This window comes from Paenibacillus pabuli (assembly GCF_039831995.1).
Lineage (GTDB): Bacteria > Bacillota > Bacilli > Paenibacillales > Paenibacillaceae > Paenibacillus > Paenibacillus pabuli_C.
In genome coordinates, this window is record NZ_JBDOIO010000004.1 from 531350 (window position 1) to 554263 (window position 22914).

Annotated in this window: 19 protein-coding genes, 9 tRNA genes and 1 rRNA gene; 26 read left to right on the top strand and 3 right to left on the bottom strand. The window is 47.6% G+C overall.

Annotation, left to right across the window (positions count from 1 at the left end):
* Positions 1–37: 37 nt before the first annotated feature.
* From rrf to yajC, 18 genes are all read left to right on the top strand, one after another.
* Positions 38–154, top strand: a 5S ribosomal RNA gene (gene rrf, locus ABGV42_RS21970).
* An 82-nt stretch (positions 155–236) separates the two neighbouring features.
* Positions 237–312, top strand: a tRNA-Asn gene (locus ABGV42_RS21975).
* 4 nt (positions 313–316) lie between these two features.
* Positions 317–388, top strand: a tRNA-Glu gene (locus tag ABGV42_RS21980).
* Between the two features lie 7 nt (positions 389–395).
* Positions 396–471 (top strand) — tRNA-Val (locus tag ABGV42_RS21985).
* Between the two features lie 17 nt (positions 472–488).
* Positions 489–562: transfer RNA gene (locus ABGV42_RS21990), tRNA-Met, on the top strand.
* Between the two features lie 27 nt (positions 563–589).
* Positions 590–667 (top strand) — tRNA-Asp (locus ABGV42_RS21995).
* A gap of 20 nt (positions 668–687) precedes the next feature.
* A tRNA-Gly gene (locus tag ABGV42_RS22000) sits at positions 688–762 on the top strand.
* A gap of 8 nt (positions 763–770) precedes the next feature.
* A tRNA-Arg gene (locus tag ABGV42_RS22005) sits at positions 771–847 on the top strand.
* A gap of 16 nt (positions 848–863) precedes the next feature.
* A tRNA-Leu gene (locus ABGV42_RS22010) sits at positions 864–942 on the top strand.
* 8 nt (positions 943–950) lie between these two features.
* Positions 951–1024: transfer RNA gene (locus ABGV42_RS22015), tRNA-Pro, on the top strand.
* A 153-nt stretch (positions 1025–1177) separates the two neighbouring features.
* The gene (locus ABGV42_RS22020; protein ID WP_347383684.1) at positions 1178–1873 is read left to right on the top strand and encodes a BofC C-terminal domain-containing protein; all 696 of its coding nucleotides are present in this window, start codon (positions 1178–1180) and stop codon (positions 1871–1873) included.
* Positions 1874–2108: 235 nt separating this feature from the next.
* A complete protein-coding gene (gene ruvC / locus ABGV42_RS22025; protein ID WP_056701196.1) occupies positions 2109–2612 on the top strand; it encodes a crossover junction endodeoxyribonuclease RuvC in 504 nt (167 codons plus the stop codon).
* On the top strand, positions 2609–3223 hold the full coding sequence (gene ruvA, locus ABGV42_RS22030; protein WP_095289470.1) for a Holliday junction branch migration protein RuvA: 615 nt from the start codon (positions 2609–2611) through the stop codon (positions 3221–3223). Before ruvC ends, ruvA begins: the two co-directional genes overlap by 4 nt.
* Positions 3224–3277: 54 nt before the next feature.
* On the top strand, positions 3278–4288 hold the full coding sequence (gene ruvB, locus ABGV42_RS22035) for a Holliday junction branch migration DNA helicase RuvB (protein ID WP_347383685.1): 1011 nt from the start codon (positions 3278–3280) through the stop codon (positions 4286–4288).
* 95 nt (positions 4289–4383) lie between these two features.
* Positions 4384–6468, top strand: coding sequence for a SpoIID/LytB domain-containing protein (locus ABGV42_RS22040; RefSeq protein ID WP_347383686.1), 2085 nt, complete (start codon positions 4384–4386; stop codon positions 6466–6468).
* Positions 6469–6475: 7 nt separating this feature from the next.
* Positions 6476–7504 carry a tRNA preQ1(34) S-adenosylmethionine ribosyltransferase-isomerase QueA gene (queA, locus tag ABGV42_RS22045; RefSeq protein ID WP_347383687.1) on the top strand — a complete coding sequence of 343 codons (1029 nt, stop codon included), beginning with the start codon at positions 6476–6478 and terminating at the stop codon, positions 7502–7504.
* A gap of 52 nt (positions 7505–7556) precedes the next feature.
* Positions 7557–8693: a tRNA guanosine(34) transglycosylase Tgt gene (tgt, locus tag ABGV42_RS22050; protein ID WP_095289474.1), complete on the top strand. Its 1137-nt coding sequence runs from the start codon at positions 7557–7559 to the stop codon at positions 8691–8693.
* A 66-nt stretch (positions 8694–8759) separates the two neighbouring features.
* Positions 8760–9074: a preprotein translocase subunit YajC gene (gene yajC / locus ABGV42_RS22055; protein WP_347383688.1), complete on the top strand. Its 315-nt coding sequence runs from the start codon at positions 8760–8762 to the stop codon at positions 9072–9074.
* An 87-nt stretch (positions 9075–9161) separates the two neighbouring features.
* On the opposite strand, the gene ABGV42_RS22060 is transcribed toward yajC, so the two are convergent.
* Positions 9162–9554, bottom strand: a complete 393-nt coding sequence (locus tag ABGV42_RS22060) for a TIGR04086 family membrane protein (protein ID WP_095359806.1) — start codon at positions 9552–9554, stop codon at positions 9162–9164.
* Between the two features lie 228 nt (positions 9555–9782).
* Here ABGV42_RS22060 and ABGV42_RS22065 point away from each other — a divergent pair, with 228 nt between their 5' ends.
* The gene (locus ABGV42_RS22065; RefSeq protein WP_347384457.1) at positions 9783–10478 is read left to right on the top strand and encodes a DUF421 domain-containing protein; all 696 of its coding nucleotides are present in this window, start codon (positions 9783–9785) and stop codon (positions 10476–10478) included.
* A gap of 15 nt (positions 10479–10493) precedes the next feature.
* Here the strand turns inward: ABGV42_RS22065 and spoVB are convergent, their stop codons facing one another.
* A complete protein-coding gene (spoVB, locus tag ABGV42_RS22070; protein ID WP_347383689.1) occupies positions 10494–12107 on the bottom strand; it encodes a stage V sporulation protein B in 1614 nt (537 codons plus the stop codon).
* Between the two features lie 228 nt (positions 12108–12335).
* On the opposite strand from spoVB, the gene ABGV42_RS22075 reads away from it, so the two are divergent.
* From ABGV42_RS22075 to ABGV42_RS22100, 6 genes are all read left to right on the top strand, one after another.
* Complete coding sequence (locus tag ABGV42_RS22075) at positions 12336–12575, top strand: post-transcriptional regulator (RefSeq protein ID WP_095289489.1); 240 nt, start codon at positions 12336–12338, stop codon at positions 12573–12575.
* Positions 12576–12666: 91 nt separating this feature from the next.
* Positions 12667–13917, top strand: coding sequence for a protein translocase subunit SecD (secD, locus tag ABGV42_RS22080; RefSeq protein WP_347383690.1), 1251 nt, complete (start codon positions 12667–12669; stop codon positions 13915–13917).
* The gene (gene secF, locus ABGV42_RS22085; protein WP_347383691.1) at positions 13907–14815 is read left to right on the top strand and encodes a protein translocase subunit SecF; all 909 of its coding nucleotides are present in this window, start codon (positions 13907–13909) and stop codon (positions 14813–14815) included. The genes secD and secF overlap by 11 nt, the downstream gene beginning before the upstream one ends.
* Positions 14816–14888: 73 nt before the next feature.
* Complete coding sequence (locus tag ABGV42_RS22090; RefSeq protein WP_347383692.1) at positions 14889–15854, top strand: cation diffusion facilitator family transporter; 966 nt, start codon at positions 14889–14891, stop codon at positions 15852–15854.
* A gap of 40 nt (positions 15855–15894) precedes the next feature.
* Complete coding sequence (gene recJ, locus ABGV42_RS22095; protein ID WP_347383693.1) at positions 15895–18303, top strand: single-stranded-DNA-specific exonuclease RecJ; 2409 nt, start codon at positions 15895–15897, stop codon at positions 18301–18303.
* A gap of 36 nt (positions 18304–18339) precedes the next feature.
* Entirely contained in the window at positions 18340–18852 is a 513-nt protein-coding gene (locus tag ABGV42_RS22100) for an adenine phosphoribosyltransferase (RefSeq protein WP_347383694.1), read from the top strand.
* A gap of 183 nt (positions 18853–19035) precedes the next feature.
* On the opposite strand, the gene uraA is transcribed toward ABGV42_RS22100, so the two are convergent.
* Positions 19036–20352: a uracil permease gene (gene uraA, locus ABGV42_RS22105; protein WP_347383695.1), complete on the bottom strand. Its 1317-nt coding sequence runs from the start codon at positions 20350–20352 to the stop codon at positions 19036–19038.
* 372 nt (positions 20353–20724) lie between these two features.
* Here uraA and ABGV42_RS22110 point away from each other — a divergent pair, with 372 nt between their 5' ends.
* Positions 20725–22902, top strand: a complete 2178-nt coding sequence (locus ABGV42_RS22110) for a RelA/SpoT family protein (protein ID WP_347384458.1) — start codon at positions 20725–20727, stop codon at positions 22900–22902.
* The last annotated feature ends 12 nt before the right edge of the window (positions 22903–22914 follow it).

The window sequence follows — 22914 nt, forward strand, 5'->3', positions numbered from 1 at the left end:
AGTTTTCAGAGAATGATCTCTGAGCGTAGCAGCATCGTTTGGTGGCGATAGCGGAGGGGTTCCACACGTACCCATCCCGAACACGACCGTTAAGCCCTCTAGCGCCGATGGTACTTGGACCGAAGGGTCCTGGGAGAGTAGGACGCTGCCAAGCGAACTCTTTCATCATACATAGAAAACAGGCTCTGCATGTTAACGTTGTACGATGTTGCGTTTGTAACATGAATATATTTTATTCCCTGATAGCTCAGTTGGTAGAGCACTCGACTGTTAATCGAGTTGTCACAGGTTCGAGTCCTGTTCGGGGAGCCATTAAGGCCCGTTGGTCAAGGGGTTAAGACACCTCCCTTTCACGGAGGTAACAGGGGTTCGAATCCCCTACGGGTCATAGATATGGAGGCTTAGCTCAGCTGGGAGAGCATCTGCCTTACAAGCAGAGGGTCGGGGGTTCGAGCCCCTCAGCCTCCACCATATAACTTTTATAACGACGCGGGGTGGAGCAGCCCGGTAGCTCGTCGGGCTCATAACCCGAAGGCCGCAGGTTCAAATCCTGCCCCCGCAATTATACTTTCTTTACAGAAAGTGATCTGGAACCGTGGTGTAGTTGGCCTAACATGCCTGCCTGTCACGCAGGAGATCGCGGGTTCGAATCCCGTCGGTTCCGCCATTTAATATTTAATACCGCATGCGGACGTGGCTCAGCGGTAGAGCATCGCCTTGCCAAGGCGAGGGTCGCGGGTTCGATTCCCGTCGTCCGCTCCAATTATTTTGCGCCCTTAGCTCAGCTGGATAGAGCGTTTGACTACGAATCAAAAGGCCGGGAGTTCGAATCTCTCAGGGCGCGCCATTATATAACTTAATTTGCCGGCGTGGCGGAATGGCAGACGCGCTCGACTCAAAATCGAGTGGGAAACCGTGGAGGTTCGAGTCCTCTCGCCGGTATAACATAACGGGATGTAGCTCAGCTTGGTAGAGCACCTGGTTTGGGACCAGGGGGTCGCATGTTCAAATCGTGTCATCCCGATCTTAAGAAGTGGACTATCTTACTATAGATAGTCCACTTTTTGTTTTTCTAAAATAAGGATAAGTACTTTGACTCTGCTCACTGGGTTAATTTTGCATAAAGCATAATCCTTTCGGTCACACTAGGTTTAAAAAAGTGATAGAAGGGGTTCATGTGAACACGTTTAAATTCAGAAAACAGTTTAAAAGACGATGGCGGCGTTGGAAACGAACTGCTTGGATGACTGCCTCATTGGTGGCTATAACCATACTGGCATACAGCGGGTTGTCGATTTCATCTCATATTGAGCGGTTGTTAACTACTAACTTCAGTGAGGCTGCTACGGCGATGGCTCCAGTCACCATGCAAGAACGTTCCGAAGAAGAGGTACAGAGCATATTGGGACGGCTTGGATCCGAGACGGATCGTTTAACTTCTGTTGTTATGGAGACACATTATATTTGCGGAGTTGAAACGGAACAATTAGGGAAAATGGCTATACCTCAATTAAAAGTGTTACTTCAACAGCATCCGGAATGGGAGGCGCAGGTGGTGTCTTCGGATACATTGCAAGTGAAGAAACATGTTGATGATCTTTCTCCGCTATGCAAGGAACAAGCGTATATCAGCGTGGATGCGGTGGGCAATCTCAATCTTTACGAGGGTCGACCTGCAGAAGAGAAAGTTATACGTACTTTTTTTCAAATGGATGTCGGATCGTTGGAGAGTTCTCTGCCTGAAGGGGTACTGGAGCAACTACAGCAAGGTATCCGTGTACAAGACAAAGATGAGTATAACAGTGTGATCTCGACTTTTAGCGATTATGCCATTGATGGGCCACATAAAGAAGAGCTTCGAAATGGTGGATGAATGGATACCCTCCAAATGGTAATACCGAGAGGTTAATTGGGGCATCGAAAGATGCCCTTTTTGTCGTAGTAAAACACGAGTCGACATGTGGGAGCACCTTGCTCAAAAAAGCCGATATTATGCCGAAACAAGCACTACGGAGAATAGACAAAGTTTTTCCTGTCGCAGGGTCTATCTTTTGTTATAATGAAATGAACGATACATATGTTCGCTTTATTGTAAGGGAGAGATGGTTTTGCGTTTTTTGGGAATTGACCCGGGGATTGCGATTGTCGGTTTTGGATTTGTGGATAAGATCGGTAGTAAAGTGGTACCCGTACAATATGGCTGCATTCAGACTGAAGCCCATACACCTGAAGAAGAACGGTTGCTTCACGTTTATGAGGGCATGGTGCAGTTGATCGATAAATACAAACCGGATGCAGTTGCACTGGAGAAACTTTTTTTTAACAGGAATGTAACTACAGCGATGTCTGTCAGCCAGGCGAGAGGTGTTATGGTGCTTGCTGCTGCTCAGAAGGGCTTGCCCATAGCGGAGTATACCCCAATGCAGATCAAACAAGCGATCGTAGGGTACGGTAAGGCAGAGAAGCGTCAGGTGCAGGAAATGGTCAAAATGTTTTTGCGTTTGCAGGCTATACCGAAGCCGGATGATGTAGCGGATGCTCTGGCTGTGGCTGTATGTCACGCGCACTCATATACATTAAATTCCAAGTTGAATGAGGTATTGCGAAAATGATTGATTTTCTAAGAGGACAGTTCGTACATGTAGAGAATGAATATATAGTGCTTGATGTTCATGGCGTGGGATACCGTGTATTTTGTCCTAATCCGTTTGCGTTTGCGAAGCAGGAAGGCGAGATCACGGTGTATACCCATCATCATGTGCGTGAAGACGCGATGCTGCTGTTTGGGTTTGTTACAAGGGAAGAACAGCGTTTGTTCCGCAAACTGATTGAAGTATCCGGTATCGGACCAAAGGTGGCACTGGGGATATTGGCAGGCGGTACGCCAGACCATGTCGTTACAGCGATCTACCAGGAGAACCTGACATTCCTGACGAAATTGCCGGGTATCGGCAAAAAGACAGCGCAACGTATGATTTTGGATCTGAAAGACAAGCTGGACGGGTTTGGTGCAGCGGCTTATGCCACAGGTTTATTTGCCCCACCTTCTGAGGAAGCGGGAAGCGGTTCGGCCTGGGATGAGGCTCGTGACGGTTTGAAGGCTCTCGGTTATACAGACAGTGAGCTCGATAAAGTGTGGCTGAAATTGAAAAAGGATGTTACATCGGCTGATTCTGTTGATGTGTTGATGAAACGTGCGCTGCAAATGCTGTTTACCGGATAGTTAAATTTGCATATATAATGGCAGTAGCCCGCACAAAAAAAGGTAGGGATGAACATGGATGACCGGATTATTTCCGCCAACCTGATGATGGAGGATCAGAATGTTGAACTGAGTCTTCGTCCCCGGTATCTGAATGAATATATCGGACAAAACAAGGTCAAGGAAAATTTGAAAGTATATATTGAAGCTGCCAAATTACGCAATGAAGCATTGGATCATGTGTTACTTTACGGTCCGCCTGGACTTGGTAAAACGACGCTTGCCAATATCGTTGCCAACGAATTGGGCGTAAACTTGCGTACCACATCGGGACCGGCGATTGAACGACCAGGTGATCTGGCAGCGCTGCTGACGAATCTACAGGAAGGCGATGTCCTGTTTATTGACGAAATTCATCGTCTGCATCGTACCGTTGAAGAAGTCATGTATCCAGCTATGGAGGACTCTGCCCTTGATATTATGATCGGAAAAGGCCCAAGTGCCCGTTCCGTCCGACTGGATCTTCCGCCGTTTACCCTGATTGGGGCTACAACACGCGCTGGACTGCTGTCAGCACCGCTTCGAGACCGGTTTGGTGTGATCAGTCGGTTGGAGTTTTATACCGTGGATGAGCTGGCTTACATCGTCTCACGATCTACAGAAATTTTGGGCGTCGAGATTGTCGGCGATGCCGCAGAAGAGATTGCTCTGCGCTCCCGCGGGACACCGCGAATTGCCAATCGTTTGCTAAAACGGGTACGTGACTTTGCCCAGGTAAGGGGCGACGGGATTATTACCCAGGCACTGGCTGAAGAAGCGTTGAAACGGCTTCAGATTGACCCGCGCGGCTTGGACGAGATCGATCACAAGATGCTTACATCCATGATTAACAGTTTCCGCGGAGGCCCCGTTGGTCTGGACACGATTGCAGCTACGATTGGTGAAGAAAGTCAGACGATCGAGGATGTCTATGAACCTTATCTTCTGCAAATCGGTATGATTCAGCGTACACCAAGAGGCAGGGTGGTTACGGATCTGGCTTATCATCATCTTGGTTTGCCTATACCACCGAGGGACGGTAAGTAATTCGGGCCATTGCAATCTCTTAATCAATGAAATTGAAGTTTTCATGAAAACTTCCCGATATAAAGTGTAGAAACAGCATGGAGAGGAGTTTGAACGTGGGGAAAGCAATACAAACGAAGAAGTGGAGTCGGCGGTTAAAGGTTTTGGCTGCTGCTCTCTTAACTGTGGGATGTCTGCAAGTGCCCGCTTTTGCTGCAGAGAGTAATGGGCAGATGATTCGGGTAGCCATGTTTGCAAATCTGGGGAGCACATATAAGTCAACAACCCCTCTCATCACACTTGAATCAACTGGTAAGTGGAGCATTGGATCAGAGAGTGGGGCGGGAGTAACGCTTCCTGCTGGTCAAATTCGCTTCAGTGCGGATGGCTTCCGCGTAAAGGTGCTGGAAACCGGGGACTTCAAGACTGCAGCTTCAGCGGCAAAATTGTTGCAGGCAACCAGTGACAAACCATTACTGTTTACAACGACGCTGAGCGGTAAAGCAACATATCAACTATACACAGGAAATTATGCGACAGAAGCCTTGGCTACCCAAGCCGTTGCACGAGTGCAAAAAGTGGCAGCAGCCGGGCTGGGTGGTCAAAAACCGGTGGTAACTGGAAACAAACATTTGTCAGCAGGGAGCTACAGTTCGCTTCAGGAAGCTGAGGCTGCACAGGCATCGTTCTTAGCCGCTGGAATCAATGCCATTACCATATTGCAGTTGAGTGGAGGAGCTCAAGGATATTCGGTATGGGTCGGGGAAGCGGTAACGGATGCCGAACTAGCAGCATTGAAAAAAACGGTGGAGGCCACGGTGTCGGGAGTAAGTTTAACTCCTGTAACTAACAGTGATGTGCTGATGATCCGCCAGGATGCGGGACTCAGCACAGATACGCTGAAAACTGCACCACATTACACGATTGCAGGCAGTGAAGCAAAAGCCTATGTGCAAGGTGATGGAAGTGGGATCAAAGTGTTGGAGCGTTCAGCGCGGACATACCGGGGGGACATGGAAGTTAGTATCGTAGGCGGAGATTTGGCTTTGGTCAACGTTGTCCCGCTTGAGCAGTATCTGTACTCGGTTGTTGGAGCTGAAGTATATTCATCCTGGCCGGCAGAGGCTCTGAAAGTTCAAGCCGTCGCAGCTCGCTCTTATGCACTTCAACAGGGAGAGCGATTCAAAATCGCCAATGTTGTGGATACGACACTCAGCCAAGCTTATAACGGAATAGGCTCGGAGAACGATAAAGTAACAAGCGCCGTAGACGCAACAGCAGGTGAAGTCATTAAAAGTGGCGGTAAAATCGTTGAGGCTGTGTTCTCATCCAATGCTGGCGGCCAAACGGCACACCCGTCCGAAGTATGGAACGGGGGAGCAGGTGTGTTCAGTAATGTGGACAGCCATGGAGATGCATCAGCTCAGGCGGGTTTACATACATGGTACCATGTGCTGCTGAGTTCAGGGGTTAGTGGATATATCCGTGAGGATAATGTGAAAGAATTGACGACTAAAACAGAGGCAGGATTATCCAAAGTAACAGTCACTGCCCAGAATACCAATGTACGTCCCATTCCGCTCATTCAATCCACGGTTGAACCGGTGGCCAAAATGAACCCGGGCACCGAGGCTGTTGTTTTGGCGAAAGTGGCTCAGTCCAATGATTACGCGTGGGTAAGAGGACCATTCACCTCCGCTGCGTTGGTTAAAGCCCTGCAAGGAAAAACAACGACAACTGTTCCTGCATCCATCTCAACGCTGGAAGTCACAAAGCGTGGACCTTCAGGAAGAGCTCTTGAAGTCAGTGCGAATGGACAACCTTTGACAGTCAAATATGCAGATACATATCGTTCTGCACTCGGGGGTTTGCCGAGCACTTTATTTGATATTGCAGGGACCGGAAGTTATACTGTATTAGGCGCTGACGGGCAAACTTCAAGCAAAACCGGATCGAAAGGTGCTGCTGTGTTGTCCGCTTCTGGAACGGGAACATCATCCGGTAATGCACTTGTCGTTATGAGCGGTGATGGTCAAGCCAGAGCAGTGACCCAGGGTCAGACCTTCATGTTTATTGGCCAGGGGAACGGTCACGGATTGGGCTTGTCTCAATGGGGGGCCAAAGGTATGGCAGATGAAGGGTATGATTACCAGGCAATATTGAAACACTATTATCAAAATGCGACTATTGTTAAGGAATGAATTGAAGATGAATGTGAACTTATATGATTTTGAATTGCCGGAGCAGCTGATTGCACAGACGCCTTTGCTTGATCGTACGGCGTCCCGGTTGCTGACTTTAAACAAGGAGAACGGTGAGGTCAACCATCACTCGTTTCCGGATATCATCGATTTTCTGGAGCCTGGCGACACATTGGTGCTGAATGACACAAGGGTTTTGCCAGCACGGTTGTTCGGTACAAAAGAAGATACCGGAGCTAAAGCAGAGGTACTTCTGCTGAAAAATGTGGAGGGGGACCGATGGGAAGCTCTTGTTAAACCAGGGAAGAGGCTGAAAGCCGGTTCTGTTATCGTATTCGGTGATGAGCTTAAGGCCGTTATTGATGAAGAGGGGGAAATGGGCGCACGCATGCTCACATTCTCCTACAATGGAATCTTCCAGGAAATCCTGGATCGCTTGGGTGAGATGCCGTTGCCTCCTTATATCAAAGAAACACTGGATGATCGTGAGAGATACCAGACGGTATATGCGAAGCACGAAGGATCAGCAGCGGCTCCAACCGCCGGGCTGCATTTTACGGATAAACTGCTGGACGAGATTCGTGCCAAAGGAGTCAATGTTACCTTTATCACGCTTCATGTTGGACTCGGGACGTTCCGCCCCATGTCTGTTGATGTTGTGGAAGATCATGAGATGCACGAAGAGTATTACTCCCTGTCTCAGGAAACGGCGGACTTAATTAATGAAACGAAGAGACGTGGTAACCGTATATTTGCAGTAGGTACGACGAGCTGTCGAACGCTTGAAACCGTGGGCAGCAAGTTTGAAAATGGTCTGCTTCAGGAAAGCAGCGGCTGGACCAAAATCTTTATTTACCCAGGTTACACCTTCAAGGTTATTGATGGTATGCTTACAAACTTCCATTTGCCGAAATCGACACTTGTTATGCTAGTTAGTGCACTTGCAGGCAGAGAACATATCATGCATGCATATGAGCAGGCGATTCAGGAGCAATACCGCTTTTTCAGCTTTGGCGATGCCATGTTGATCTATTGATCCACTGGCATGACAAGGCATAACGATTAATTTTAGAGGATGATTAAAACCAATGGCAGCAATTACGTATGAACATATCAAAACATGTAAACAATCCGGTGCGCGTCTGGGACGTGTACATACACCGCACGGTATTATCGAGACACCAACCTTTATGCCTGTAGGTACACAGGCGACGGTAAAAACGATGAGCCCTGAAGAGTTGAAGGAGATGGATGCACAGATTATTCTGAGCAACACCTATCATCTGTTCCTCAGACCGGGTCATGAGATTGTTCGCCAGGCTGGCGGTCTGCACAAGTTCATGAACTGGGATCGGCCAATTCTGACGGACAGCGGCGGGTTTCAGGTGTTTTCCCTTAGCGAAATGCGCAAAATTACAGAAGAAGGCGTTCACTTCCGTTCCCACCTGAATGGCGACAAGAAATTCCTTTCCCCTGAGGTTGCGATGGAAGTTCAGAACGCACTCGGTTCCGATATTATGATGGCATTTGATGAATGTCCTCCGTATCCAGCTGAATATGAATATGTAAAAAAATCGCTCGAGAGAACGAGCCGCTGGGCGGAACGTTGCCTCGAAAGTCATGCTCGTCCGCATGATCAAGGTCTGTTTGCGATCGTACAGGGAGGCATGCACGAGGATTTGCGTCGCCAGAGCGCCGCAGATTTGACTTCCATGGATTTCCCGGGGTATGCTATTGGTGGACTGAGTGTTGGAGAGCCGAAACATTTGATGTATGGCGTATTGGATTACACAGTACCGCTGTTACCTTCCAATAAACCACGTTATTTGATGGGAGTAGGTTCGCCCGATGCATTGATTGAGGGATCGATTCGTGGAGTGGACATGTTCGACTGTGTACTGCCGACCCGGATTGCCCGTAACGGAACAACTATGACTAGCCAGGGACGACTCGTTGTTCGTAACGCCAAGTTTGCAACAGATTTTGGTCCACTGGATCCTGAATGCGATTGCTATACTTGTCGTAACTACTCCAGAGCTTACCTGCGTCATTTGATCAAAGCGGATGAAACATTTGGCTTGCGTTTGACGACCATTCATAATCTTCATTTCTTGCAGAATTTGATGCGCAATGTGCGCAAAGCCATAATGGAAGATCGTTTGCTTGATTTCCGTGATGAATTTTTCGATCAATATGGTCTTCATGACAATGACAAAGGTTTCTGATCAGGTTTTGCAGAACCGGTGAAACAAGCAGTATTTGTAAGTATAGTCAATAAGGGGGAGTTTTGAATGTTTCAGGGAATGCCTTTAACAGCGGCCAACGCGGGCGGTGGAATTGTATCTTTAATCGTACCTTTGGTACTCATGGTTGCGATTTTCTACTTCTTGATGATTCGTCCACAGAACAAAAAGCAAAAGCAGCGCAATGCGATGCTGAACCAGTTGAAAAAAGGCGATAAAATTGTAACGATCGGTGGCCTTCACGGTACAATCGCTGAAATTACGGATGATGTTGTTGTACTTCGTGTAAACGATGTAACCAAGCTTACATTTGACCGTAATGCCATCAGCAGTGCAGTGAGTCGTGAAACCGCTGTTGAATAGATTGTTTCGTTTGGTGCAGAGAACCGGATCTCGTAGGAGACCCGGTTCTCTTTTTCTTTTTCTCTGTATAATCAATGCGTCAAACTTCTACGATCTGTGTGTATTCACCCCGAAAATTCCTCCGAGTGCCGAAATCAGAAATGCGCTTGCAAGCTGCAGACTGTCTTTCCAATTGAATGAAGCATCCAAAGCCAAGAAACCAATAAGCAAGACGATCAATCCATAAATGATGCCGGTCAGCCCTCCATGGTACCAGCCTTTTTCGCCAGACCGTTTTCCCGCTACAAATCCCCCAACTAGCAAGGACAAGCCATGAACGACATACGTGTAGAGCGAAAGTTCTTGCTCCCGCATGCTGCTCATCCAGAGAAAGAGGGAGAGGATCAATGCTCCCAGTAACATCCATACAAATGCATGGCAGAGGCCCGACAAAATCGGGTTGGACATTCGAAACGAAATCACTCGGCGAATCAGCTGCATGAAGCAACCCCCTTGTACAAGTTTGAAATTATTACATTGTATGGTCAAGCCTCTGTAGTTATGAACTGAATTTTCCATTAAATGAACAATCAAGATTCGCATGAGCCTATCCGGTTCAGGTCAAAATAGGGATTACGCTTCAGGTATCTGTCTTTAACTCAGATGTGAAGGAGGAACCGTGTAGTGAACTTGTCGGATATCGGTGCACATATCTTTCGAACGATTCTCATGTATTTCATTGTTTATGGTGCGATTCGTGTGATGGGTAAAAGGGAAATCGGAAAGCTGTCCATGTTTGATCTGGTCGTGTCGATCATGCTTGCCGAAATCGCGGCATTTGTAATCGAGGATACCGAAAAACCGTTGTATCACGGCATTGTGCCCATGGTCACGGTACTCATTGTCCAGATTGGCATGGCTTTTCTAAGTCTCAAGAGCCGTCGATTACGACTAATGATTGATGGCAAACCGACGGTACTCATCTCCAAGGGCACACTCCATCGCGATGAAATGCGTAAGCAGCGATATAATTTGGATGACCTGCTGCTGCAGTTGCGTGAGCAGAATATCGACAGTATTGGTGAGGTTGAATTTGCCATTTTGGAGACGACGGGTAAGTTAACCGTTATCCCCATGGACAACTCTTCTTCGGACCAAGGGAACAGCTCATCGCAAAATAACAAGAACAAGCCCAGGCAGAACAAGGTCGATGGCTTTCAAAATATTAAATACGAGGGCCTACCCCTGCCACTAATTATGGATGGAAAAGTCCAGGATCAAAACCTTGAACTAATCCAAAAGACACGTTTCTGGCTGAAAAATCAGATTCAACAGAAGGGTGTGCTCGATTTCAAGGATGTATTTATATGCTCCATCGACCACAACGGCAAAGTATTCGTAAGTTTGAAAGATGATAAAAGATAGCGATAGCGTAGTGCCTTATTTGCGAGAACGGCGTTGGAACCAAGAACCGATGATCGGGATCCGGGAAAGGTCATGAAAGTCAATCATGCGGGTCATGCCCATGACGATAAAATAAACAATGAGACCAGCACAAGGAGCAAGGATCATTCTCAGCCAAAAAGGTAGCAAAACAGCTGTATGTTCATATACCATAAGGGTTGCTGCTCCCATGATCACCATGCCGGTTGCTGTTTTGACCCAATCCATCATTTTGAACCGGAATTGAAGCAAATTGCGAACACTTCTGGCGTGTAGAAGAGTAACAACAGTTGAATTCACACAAATGGCAATCACTGCACCGAAAATACCGTATTCAGGTTTGGATGCAAGCAGCAAAATCAAAGTTATTTTGATTACGGCACCGATAAAAGTATTAAGGAGAGCTTTTCCTGGACGATCGAGTGCCTGTAGAGCAGCCTGAAGAGGTGCCTGGATGTAGATGAACAGCGCAAATGGAGCCATCAGTTTAAGCATGCTTCCAATCGATGCATCATTATACAGTAGTAAACACATCGGTTCGGCAAGCACATACATAAAAACAGAAAAAGGGGCACCTGTGACGAGTGCAAGCCGCAGTGCCTGATGCATGCGTTTATGGATAAGGGCTCGATCACCCTGTGCGGATGCTTCAGACAGGGAGGGGACAAGTGATGTGGCAAGCGATGAAGTCAGTGCACCCGGCAGCAGCAGCAGGGGAATGATCATGCCTTGTAACGCACCATATTGGGCGGTGGCGAGTCCACGGGATATCCCTGCAAGAGCCAAACTCTGAGCGGTGACAATCGTTTCAGCGAGGTAGGAGAGAGAGCCTACCAGTCGGCCTGCTGTTACGGGTACAGAGATGGCCAGGAGACGCCTGATCAATCCTGTTTGTGAAGCATTCGAATCAACGGGCAGTGTTGGTGAAGGGACATTTGCATTCTGTGGAGTCATCAGATGGTTGGATCGCTCGGGATCTTTTTTATGTCTGTTGTAATTCCATAGCAATACAAGCATGCCAACAAATTCGCCGACGAGTGCTCCGAGCATGGCCCCTGCTGCTGCCTGAGCAATACCCTGGGGGAGAAGCAGCCAGGAAAACCAGATCACGCAAATAATGCGTACAACGGTTTCCGTAATCGAGGAAGCGGCAGTAGGAATCATATTCTGCTTGCCCTGAAAATAACCGCGATACACCGCGGATACGGCGATAATTGCAATCATTGGACTCATACTTACAAACGTATGATATACCCTCTCATCCGTAAGAACATAACGTGTAACCCACGGGGCAAAGGCAATGCACAGAAACATGAAAACAACGCCCAAGGTCAAGGTGAAGCTTAGACTAATCTGTAATATGCGCTGGGGAGAATAACGGTTGGCCCCTGTATCTGCTTCAGCAACAAGTTTTGCAACGGCGAGCGGAATGCCTCCGGTAATTAATGTCACGAGTACAATGAAGAACGGATAGCTCAGCTGATACAAACCAACACCTTCTGCTCCGATCACGCGAGGCAGTGCAATACGGGGGATAAAACCGAGAATGCGATTAATAATGCCTGCGGCAAGCAGGATCATGGCTCCCTGGATAAATGTCTGTTTCTTCAAAACTACCCCTCTTTCCCGGTTGAAAGTAACAGGTCTCGTAAAACGGGACAAAGCCGTTGTTCTTCATCCTATGCCAGTCCACTGTCTTCTCATGACAACTTGGACGCCATTAACAAAAAGATCCAAACCGGGCAAGCAGGAATCTGAATGTATGAAGTCGAATCATGTAATATTGATGCCGCATAAAGGCTTGTGTGTGAGAAGGGAGGCGCTCCCCGCTTGGAAGAAATGAACGATATGGAGCTGGAAGAATCCATTGAGATGTTATGTCGCAGCAAGGCGGAGGAATTAAGGCTTGTCGGGTACGAATATGTGACCAGCAAAGATGTCTGGAATTGCGTTAGTCATAAATATGAAAAACAGGGCATTCCACCGCTTCACCAATTGGTGAACGACATTTTGTCACTGAAAGCAACAAGCTTTATGAACTTTATGACCGTTTCTGCATACCGGGGGTCCTCTTTCTAACGAAAGGGATCTTTTTGTGTTGGAAATTGACTGCTTTTTACGGCATCGCTATAATAGGAATATTGAGAATGAAGGGGGATCTAGGAACGGCATGAAGAGAATTGTCAGTTTCATTCTGGTCGTGCTTGTGACCGCAGGAGTCATGCTCGGCACAAGTCCGGGCCTGCTCAAAAATATACGCTTGGGCCTTGATTTAAAGGGAGGCTACGAGATCTTATATGAAGCAGAGCCGCTGGAACAAGGGCAGCAAGTTACCAAAGCTTCTTTGGTACAAACTGCAAGAAGTCTGGAAAGCCGTGCCAATGCGCTCGGAACAAGCGAGCCGGAAGTAACCACAGAAGGAACGAACCGGATTCGTTTGAAGTTGGCTGGCGTTACGGACGAGGAAGAAGTAAGAGCCAAAATGAAAGAACCTGCCGTCCTGACTTTCCGAAGTAAAGGGGAGAACGACAAGGAAGGCGAGTATACAAAGATTGAGCTTCGAGGAAATGAATTTGTGGAGAACGGAGCAAAAGTGACATTCAATCAGCTGAATGAACCGATGATTGATATCCAGGTCAAGGATAAAGCGAAGTTCTCTGAAATTACCAAACGTCTCATCGGACAACCTCTGGCTATTTATCTGGACGATCAGCTGCTCTCTGCTCCAACTGTACAACAGCAATTGACGGACGGTTCGGCACAAATTACAGGCAGCTATACACGTGAGGAAGCGAATCAGCTGCGTGACACCATCAACCTGGGTGCACTCCCTCTCAAACTGACAGAGAAATACTCACAAAGCGTTGGAGCAACGCTGGGTAAATTGTCTCTCGACCAAACGATTAAAGCGGGATTGATCGGTTCCGTTATTATTTTAGTGTTCATGATTGGTCTGTATCGCATTCCGGGGATCATCGCAAGTTTTGCCCTGATCACACATACGTGGCTGGTACTGGCGATTTTCTATATGGGAGAATTTGTGCTTACCCTTCCGGGTATTGCGGCATTTATCCTGGGTATAGGGATGGCGGTCGACGCCAACATCATTACGTACGAACGGATCAAGGAAGAAATGCGGAGTGGTAAATCGATTCTGTCTTCGGTTAAGGCGGGAAGCAAACATTCCTTCCGTACCATTATCGACTCTAATATCACAACCATCATTGCTGCAGCGGTTATGTTTTTCCTGGGTACTGGCGCAGTCAAAGGTTTCGCGCTCGTGCTGATTTTTGACATCGTCACCAGTATTATCACGAATATTTTCTTCTCCCGCTTCCTGTTGACCCTGCTTGTGCGGGCTAACGTGTTGAAGAAGCCTAAGTACTTCGGAGTGAAGGAGAGTGAAATTCGTGCGCTTTAATTGGAACTTTGATTACATTAAAGGCAGTAAAATTGCCTATACGTTCTCCATTATTTTGACTTTGGCAGGGATTATCAGTTTGTTCTCCCTTGGATTAAATTATGCGGTCGATTTCCGTTCAGGTTCGAATGTGGACATTACCGTATCCAAGGCGATTACATCCGAACAAATTACTCCCATTATCGAAGACCTTGGTGTCAATGAAGGCGACGTAAATATTACGCCAGGTGCCGACCGAGTCAACGTTCGGTTCTCGAACGTATTGGATGAGACACAAGAGAGCAAGTTCAAAGAGGAGTTCACCAAGCTGGACCCGAAGGCTTCCTATGAAGTCAATACCGTTGATCCGGAAATGGCCAAAGAGCTTGAACGTAACGCAATCTATGCGGTCCTCATTGCAAGTATCGGTATTATGATCTATGTTGCGATCCGGTTCGAGTGGAGATTCGGACTGGCAGCTGTTATTGCGCTCTTCCATGATGCATTTGTAGTCATTAGTGTGTTCTCCATCTTCCGTTTGGAAGTGGATCTGACCTTTATTACAGCTGTACTGACGATTGTCGGTTTCTCCATTAATGATACGATTGTTATTTTTGACCGGATCCGGGAGAACCTGCGTTTCGCCAAGAAAACAACGAGAGCAGATTTGCGTGAAGTGGTTAACCGCAGTTTGGCTCAAACGATGACACGTTCCTTGAACACCACATTTACGGTATTCGCGGCATCCATCTGTTTGTTTATCTTCGGCGGAGAATCCATTCGCATGTTCTCGCTTGCGATGGTAATCGGAACATTGTTCGGCGCATATTCATCCATTTTCATCGCAGCGCCATTGTGGCTGGCTCTCAAAGGGAAACAAGTGGACAAGCCGAAAACGGCTGCCAAAGCATCCAACTAAACATCTTATTTGTAAGCCGCGTCTGTCAGGCGCGGTTTTGCAACTTTAGGTACAGGATTAAGGGGGAATTTTCATGACCAGAGAACGTATTCCAGCTGCTCAAGCGGCAACGTGGAGTGGTATTGCCGGGAATATGACACTTGCAGTGATCAAGGCGGGCGTCGGTTATATGGCGAACAGCAAATCGTTGCTTGCGGATGGTCTGTATTCTGCTTCGGAAGCTGCTTCCTCACTGGCAGGTCTCTTCCCCTCGAAGTCTGTACAGGATAGGAACAAAGCTCGCCGGGAACGGCCCAAGGAGCATTCGCGCATGGCGAGGCCCGGGATTACGGTGCTGCTGTCTGTCCTTATTCTTATGGGAGGCCTTCAGATTGCCATCTCTGCTCTGACAGGATTGACCGGAGAGGAGCCTGGCGAATCGGCAAAATATGATCATGCACTTATTGCAGCCTTTGCTGCACTTGCCGTGAAAGAAGCTATTTTTCAATTTCAATATCGATATTTCCGCAGGCGTAATCAGTCGCAGGCGCTGGCCTATGCTCAGGAACATCGCCGTGCGCTCTATTGTTCCCTCACCGTATTGGTAGGTATTGCAGGTTCAATGGCTGGTGAAACGATGGGTATACATGTTCTGCTCTATATGGACCCAGCAGCTGCACTCATTGCTTCCTGTTTCGTGCTTCATAAGGGTTACCGTATGATTGTAGATACCGTGTATGGCTCGTTGGTTCAGGAGTTGGAACAGGAAGAGGCCATGGACTTCAAGGAAACGGTACAACGGGTTTATGGCGTCATTACGATTGAGCATCTGACTGCCCGGGAACAGGAACATGATGTAACCATTGAACTGGTCATTAGTGTGAATCCGAGAATATCCGTGCTGGAAGCACAGGAAATTGCCAATCGGGCCAAGACATTACTCTTAACCCGGTTTAGTCATGTAAAAGAAGTACTAATCCAGGCTATCCCTTATGATCCGGGATATCCTTACAAATCCAATCATGAACTGCCCGATCAGGAAGCGACATTAATTCAGTAATGAAGCGCGGGTCCCGTAGATCAGGAAAGGAGCGTTATCATTGCTTTATTCGCAATACCGGTGGAATACACCGAATATCGATTTGGAGGCGGCTGCGGGACTCTCGCAGGCGCTTTCCGTTTCACCACTTGTTGGACGTTTGCTGGTTAGTCGGGGAGTCCATAATGAAACGGAGGCAGAGCGGTTTCTTCATCCCGATCTGGGGCAGATGCATGATCCCTATCTGCTACGGGGCATGAATGAAGCTGTACCCCGTATCCGGCTTGCGCTGGAGCGCGGTGAACATATTTTAATTTATGGAGATTACGATGCAGATGGTGTGTCCAGTACTTCGCTAATGATCCATTTAATGCGGCATCTTGGGGCATCCTATGATATCTACATTCCACATCGGTCCAATGAAGGCTATGGGTTGCACAACCATGCGCTGGATTGGGCCCATCAGCAAGGTGTTACTCTAATTATTACGGTCGATACTGGAATCAGTGCAGTGGATCAGATTGCGTATGCGGCAACGCTTGGGATGGAAGTAATCGTTACAGACCATCATGAGCCGCCTGATATTCTGCCTGAAGCCTATACGTTGATCAATCCCAAACTTCCAGGTTGTCCATATCCCTTCAAAGGACTGGCCGGCGCGGGTGTTGCCTTGAAACTGGCCCAAGCCCTGATCGGTGAGGTGCCTGGTGAATGGATGGAGATCGCTGCCATCGGCACAGTCGCCGATCTGATGCCGCTTGAAGGAGAGAATCGGGTTATTGTCAGTTATGGCGTCGAGTCCATGCGTGGATCACGTCTCCCAGGTGTAAGTGCGCTGCTTGAGATTAGCGGCGTGGATCAAAGTCAGGTCACCTCGGTCAATATTGCCTTTGCGATGGCTCCCCGCATCAATGCCAGTGGTCGTTTGGATCATGCAGGGAGAGCCGTATCGCTTCTTACAACCGAGGATCTGGATGAGGCTCATATGCTTGCAGGTCAACTCGATCTGTTGAATCGAGAACGACAGCAGGTCGTCGAGGGCATAGTCCAGGAAGCCAGCGCACAGTTGGAACAAAAAATTCAGCTTCGTTCCGGTAAAGTTCCAGACGTGATCGTTCTAGCAGGAGAAGGCTGGAATGTGGGGGTTGTGGGCATCGTGGCTTCCAAAGTACTGGAACGTTATTATCGTCCGACACTCATATTGGGAATAGATCCGGAGACCGGTGTGTGCAAAGGCTCTGCTCGCTCCATTGATGGTCTGGATATCTATGAGGCGCTTACCGCTTATAAACATACAATGGACCACTATGGTGGACATCCCGCAGCGGCTGGCATGACTCTTCATCGGGATCAGCTGGAAGAGCTGGAGGCTGGGTTGAACGAGTTTGCAGCAAACGTTCTGACGGAAGAGGATTTTATGCCTCAGCGGCTGGCAGACGACGAGTGTAGAATTAGTGACGTGCCGCTGAAAGTCATTCAGGAGATTGACAGACTTCAGCCTTTCGGTATGAGTAATCCTTCGCCTCGGTTTGTTTTAAGAGATGTGATGGTAAAAGAAACACGAACGATGGGCCGGGAGAAACGGCATCTGAAATTGGTTCTCGAACAGGACGGGCAACAGCTCGAAACGGTTGCATTTGGCAAGGGAGCTTTAGCTGAATTTTTGCCTGTGGGTTCTCTTATTGATGTAATGGGTGAATTGTCCATCAATGAATGGAACGGGATGCGCAAACCGCAATTGATGCTCCAGGATATCCATGTTCCACATGCTCAAGTCTTCGATTTGCGTGGGAATGCTGATCCGCTGAACGCGATGAAGCAGTTCCTTGGTTCACTTGAAGTACATTTAAGGAACACGTCTGGCTCAATAGGTGCGATTGTCCGGAAGGATATCCATGTTTCTGAGGGAAATTCATTGTATGAACCTTGCCTTTGGGTATATGATAGAAAGGTCGGCTTATTTCCGTTTAATGCTGCTGCGCAGCATTATGGACAGGAACAGGTCCGGACGTTATTTGTGTTTGATACGCCGGAAACCCCGGAACAACTTGATGCCATGCTGGCCATGTTCAGCGGAGCCGAGAATATCATCCTTCTGCACGGATCAGGCAACCGCCGAGATCGCCTTCAGATGCCTTCCAGAGACCTCTTCAAGCGTATTTATATGATGGTGTCAAAATGGAGAGCTGAACCGGTAGAGGAACAAGAGATTACTCCTGCACTCAGTCGTCAGTGTGGATGTTCGCCGCGTATGATTACTATGATGCTGGATGTGTTTGAGGAGTTATCGTTCATCACTAGAAAAGATGGCAAAATATCGTTTGTGGATAACCCGCCCAAACGGGATCTGACCTCGTCCCGTCATTATCAGGCACTGGAAAGTATGGCCGAGACAGAACAGGTATTGCTGGATGCATCTACACCGCAGCTGACACAATGGATGATATCCCGGATGAAGGGCGTATCTTAGATGGAAGTTGTGTATTTATTTTAGGAGGAGATTATTTTGGATTTTAAAGAGTATATTCGTGTCATTCCTGACTTTCCACAACCGGGAATCAGCTTCAAGGACATTACGACATTGTTGAAGGATGGAGAAATGTACCGCAAGGCGATCAATGAGCTGAAAGTAATGATTTCTGATCTCAAAATTGATGTCATTGCTGGACCTGAAGCACGTGGTTTCGTTGTGGGCGCCCCTCTGGCATACGCTCTTGGTGTCGGTTTTGCCCCGATTCGCAAAAGCGGTAAACTGCCTGGAGAGACGATTGAAGTAGGTTATGATCTCGAATATGGCAAGGATACACTTGCGATGCATACCGATGCAATTGAAAAAGGGCAAAATGTCCTGATTGCTGACGATTTGCTGGCAACAGGTGGAACGATTGCAACTTCCGTTAACCTGATTGAACAATTGGGAGGCAAAGTTGTAGGAGCGGCATTCCTGATTGAGTTGTCTGACCTGAATGGACGCGCCAAATTGCCGGAGATCGATGTATTTACGTTGATGAACTACTAAGATCCCTGCATACGTGCTGTCTCACCACATTAAAGTGCATCTCCCGTTTCCCGGGAAATAATATACAGCATTAATGATTATTAAAAAGCCTGCTTTCTCAGTTCCTAAGGATTGAGAAAGCAGGCTTTTTGGTATATATGTTTGCATGTAACCCGGAATGCGCCTGAGTATCCGGTAAGGACATCAGTCCGGCGTTTTCTCTGTCAGAGGTTGTTTCTCTGATTGATCATTGGACCATCCGAGTACTTCGAACAGTTTGAACAACAGGCTCAGCAGGATACCGACAATGGTAGCCAGTGCCATCCCTTTCAATTGTACTCCGTAGATGGATACCTCAGTTCCGCTCAGTCCGATCACAAGTACAAGCGTTGTCAGCAAGAGGTTCGTTGGTTTGGCAAAGTCTACTTTTTGCTCGACCAGGATACGCAAACCGGATGCGGCAATAACCCCGAACAGTAGCAAGGATACACCACCCATAACAGGTACCGGAATGTTGGCAACAAGCGCCGAGAATGTCCCTGAGAACGAGAGTACGATCGCAATGATGGCTGCGCCACCGATCACGTAGGTGGAATAGACTCTAGTAAGTGCCATAACACCGATATTTTCGCCATAGGTTGTATTTGGTGTGGATCCAACAAAGCCGGACAAAATAGTGGAAACTCCGTTTCCGAGAAGGGAACGATGAAGACCAGGGTCCTTGGACAGATCCTTGCCTACAATGCTGCTCGTTACGAGCAAGTGTCCGATGTGCTCGACGATAACGACCAGCGCTACAGGCAGAATGGTGAAGATAACGGACCAGTCAAACGTCGGCGTTGTGACCGTTGGCATTGAAATGAAATCGGCACTTGTGATCTTATCCGTTTCGACTGCTTTCATAAAGTACCCAAGTACATATCCAGATACAATCCCGATCAGTATGTGAATGATTTTAGGGAATCCGCGGAATGTTACGGCTCCGATTACAGTGATGCCCAGAGTAACCATGGATAAAATAATGGGCTTGGCCTGAGGAACCCAGTTGGGGTTGTTCACAGGGTCAGAGTTGATCAGTCCAGCCATGCCCGCTGCAACAGGCACGAGTTCCAAACCGATCAAGGCTACGATGGCTCCCATGACTGCCGGAGGGAACACAACATTAATCCAGCCTGTCCCGGCATATTTAATGATAAGAGCGACAAGACAGAATACGATGCCTGTTACAATAAATGCTCCGAGGGCCATGGAGTAGCCGTTACCCGGATGTGATTCAATAACAACTGTTACGGGCGCGATAAATGCAAAACTGGAACCCAGGTATGCTGGTATTTTGCCTTTGCACATTAATATGTAAAGCAATGTTCCGATACCGTTCATCAACAGGATCATGCTTGGATCAACCCCGAACAGGTTGGGTACAAGCACCGTGCTGCCAAACATGGCAAACAAATGCTGCAGACTGAGCAGGGAGCCAGATCCTAGTGGCATCTTCTGATTAACCTGAATTTCGCGTTGCAATGAATATTCATCTCCTTTTCCGAAACACAAATCTTCAATAGATTACAGAGTTTCTCTTAATTAAGCAATAACATTTTTTGCGATTCGGCTTCGAATGTACGTTTTTTAGCAGATGTTGATTCTATTTCGGTAATAAATGGCCATAATATTTAAGATAATGGAACGGTTCGATCCGTTTAAGCGGATTATTGAGACATGGATGGGCCAGTCATAAATTCTTTTAAAAAATTGGATATATGCTCTTATTCGTCAGCAGTTGACGGGAAACGGGCGAAGCGTCATAATTATAGGAAATTACTTTTACGGGGAACCTGTGTTGATGCATTTGTCACGGGTTCCATTTTGTATAGAAAGGACACGGAACAGATCAGAATGGGCATAGAGCAATTACTCGAGAAGGCCGGAGCTTATATCAAAGAACCCGATCTGGTGCGCATACGTGAAGCTTACGAATTTGCTGATCAGGCCCACCATGGACAGACGCGTAAATCGGGAGAACCGTATATTCTGCATCCGCTTGCGGTTGCCGACATTGTTGTGAACATGCAGATGGACACCATCTCCATTATTGCAGCGCTTCTTCATGATGTTGTAGAAGATACTACGGTATCGCTTGAAGAAATCCGCAATCACTTCGGCAATACGTGTGCCATGCTTGTTGACGGCTTGACGAAGCTGGAACGTATTCAGTTCCGCTCCAAGGAAGAGCAGCAGAACGAAAACTATCGTAAAATGTTCATCGCCATGGCGCAGGACATCCGTGTCATCGTTATCAAATTGGCTGACCGTCTGCACAATATGCGGACACTCAAATTTCAGTCGGAAGAAAGCCAGCGCAGGATTTCTTATGAGACGCTGGAGATTTTCTGTCCCATTGCCAACCGTTTGGGTATCTCTGCGATCAAATGGGAAATGGAGGACATCGCTCTCCGTTATTTGAATCCGCAGCAATACTACCGAATTGCGAATCTGATGCACAAGAAGCGTGCAGAACGTGAGCAGTATATCGATACGGTCATGGACGGGATCACGACCAAGCTTGATGAAATGGGGATTCAGGCAGATCTGTCTGGTCGTCCGAAACATATTTACAGTGTGTTCAAAAAAATGACAACGAAGAACAAGCAGTTCAACGAAATCTACGATTTGCTTGCGATTCGTATTATTGTGGATAATATCAAGGATTGTTATGCTACCCTCGGCATTATACACACATTATGGAAACCAATGCCCGGGCGTTTCAAGGATTACATTGCCATGCCGAAGGCTAACATGTACCAATCGCTCCATACAACGGTGGTTGGACCGAATGGAGAGCCGACTGAAGTTCAGATTCGGACATGGGATATGCACCGTACTGCCGAATTCGGGATTGCGGCCCACTGGGCCTATAAGGAAGGTGCGGCAACCGGAAATAATTTTGAAGATAAAATCACGTTTTTCCGGGAAATTCTTGAGCTTCAAAATGAAGCGCAGGATGCATCTGAATTTGTCGAATCCCTTAAGATGGATTTCTTCTCTGATTTGGTATTTGTATTTACGCCAAAAGGTGAAGTCATTGAGCTGCCTACAGGTTCCGTGCCGCTGGATTTTGCGTACAGAATTCATACCGAAGTGGGCAACCGTACAATTGGTGCCAAAGTAAACGGTCGCATCGTTCCGCTTGATTACCATCTGAAGACTGGGGATATCATTGAGATTCTGACATCCAAACATTCATATGGTCCAAGTCAGGATTGGCTCAAAATTGCGAAATCATCTCATGCGAGGGCTAAGATCAAGCAATGGTTCAAGAAGGAACGCCGCGAAGAAAACGTTGAAAAAGGCCGCGAAAGCTGTGAGCGTGAGTTGAAACGTATGGGGCTTGATCCTTCTGCGTGGATGACGGATGACAAATTGATGGAAGCATGCAAAAAATATGCTTTTAACGATATTGATGACATGCTTGCAGCGGTTGGATTCGGTGGGATTACAGCTGCGCAGATCATAACCAAAGCAACGGAGAAATTGCGTAAGGAACAGGAAGAGTCGAGCTTGCTCGAACTGAATTCCGAAATGCGGGAGCTGAAACCTGCACCTGAACGTAAGAATCGTCCAACCAACGGCATCCGCGTCAAAGGCATCGATAACTTGCTCGTTCGTTTCGCGCGCTGTTGTAACCCTGTTCCAGGTGATGACATTATCGGTTATGTTACGCGCGGACGCGGTGTTTCCGTGCACCGGAGTGACTGTCCAAACATTCCGTCAAGCGGGGATGGAGAAGAAGCAGCACGCGTGATAGAGGTGGAATGGGAAGAAAATATCGAGGCCAATTACAGTGTCGATATCGAGATTACCGGACATGATCGCAACGGATTGCTTAATGAGGTGCTTCAGGCAGTGTCCGAAAGTAAAACAAATATATCTGCCGTCACCGGACGGACAGACAAAAATAAATTAGCATTGGTGCACGTTACGATCCTGATCCGCAATACAGAGCATCTGCATTCTGTTGTCGAACGGATCAAACGGGTGAAGGATGTCTATTCAGTGCATCGGATTATGCAGTAAGGAGCCTGTAAG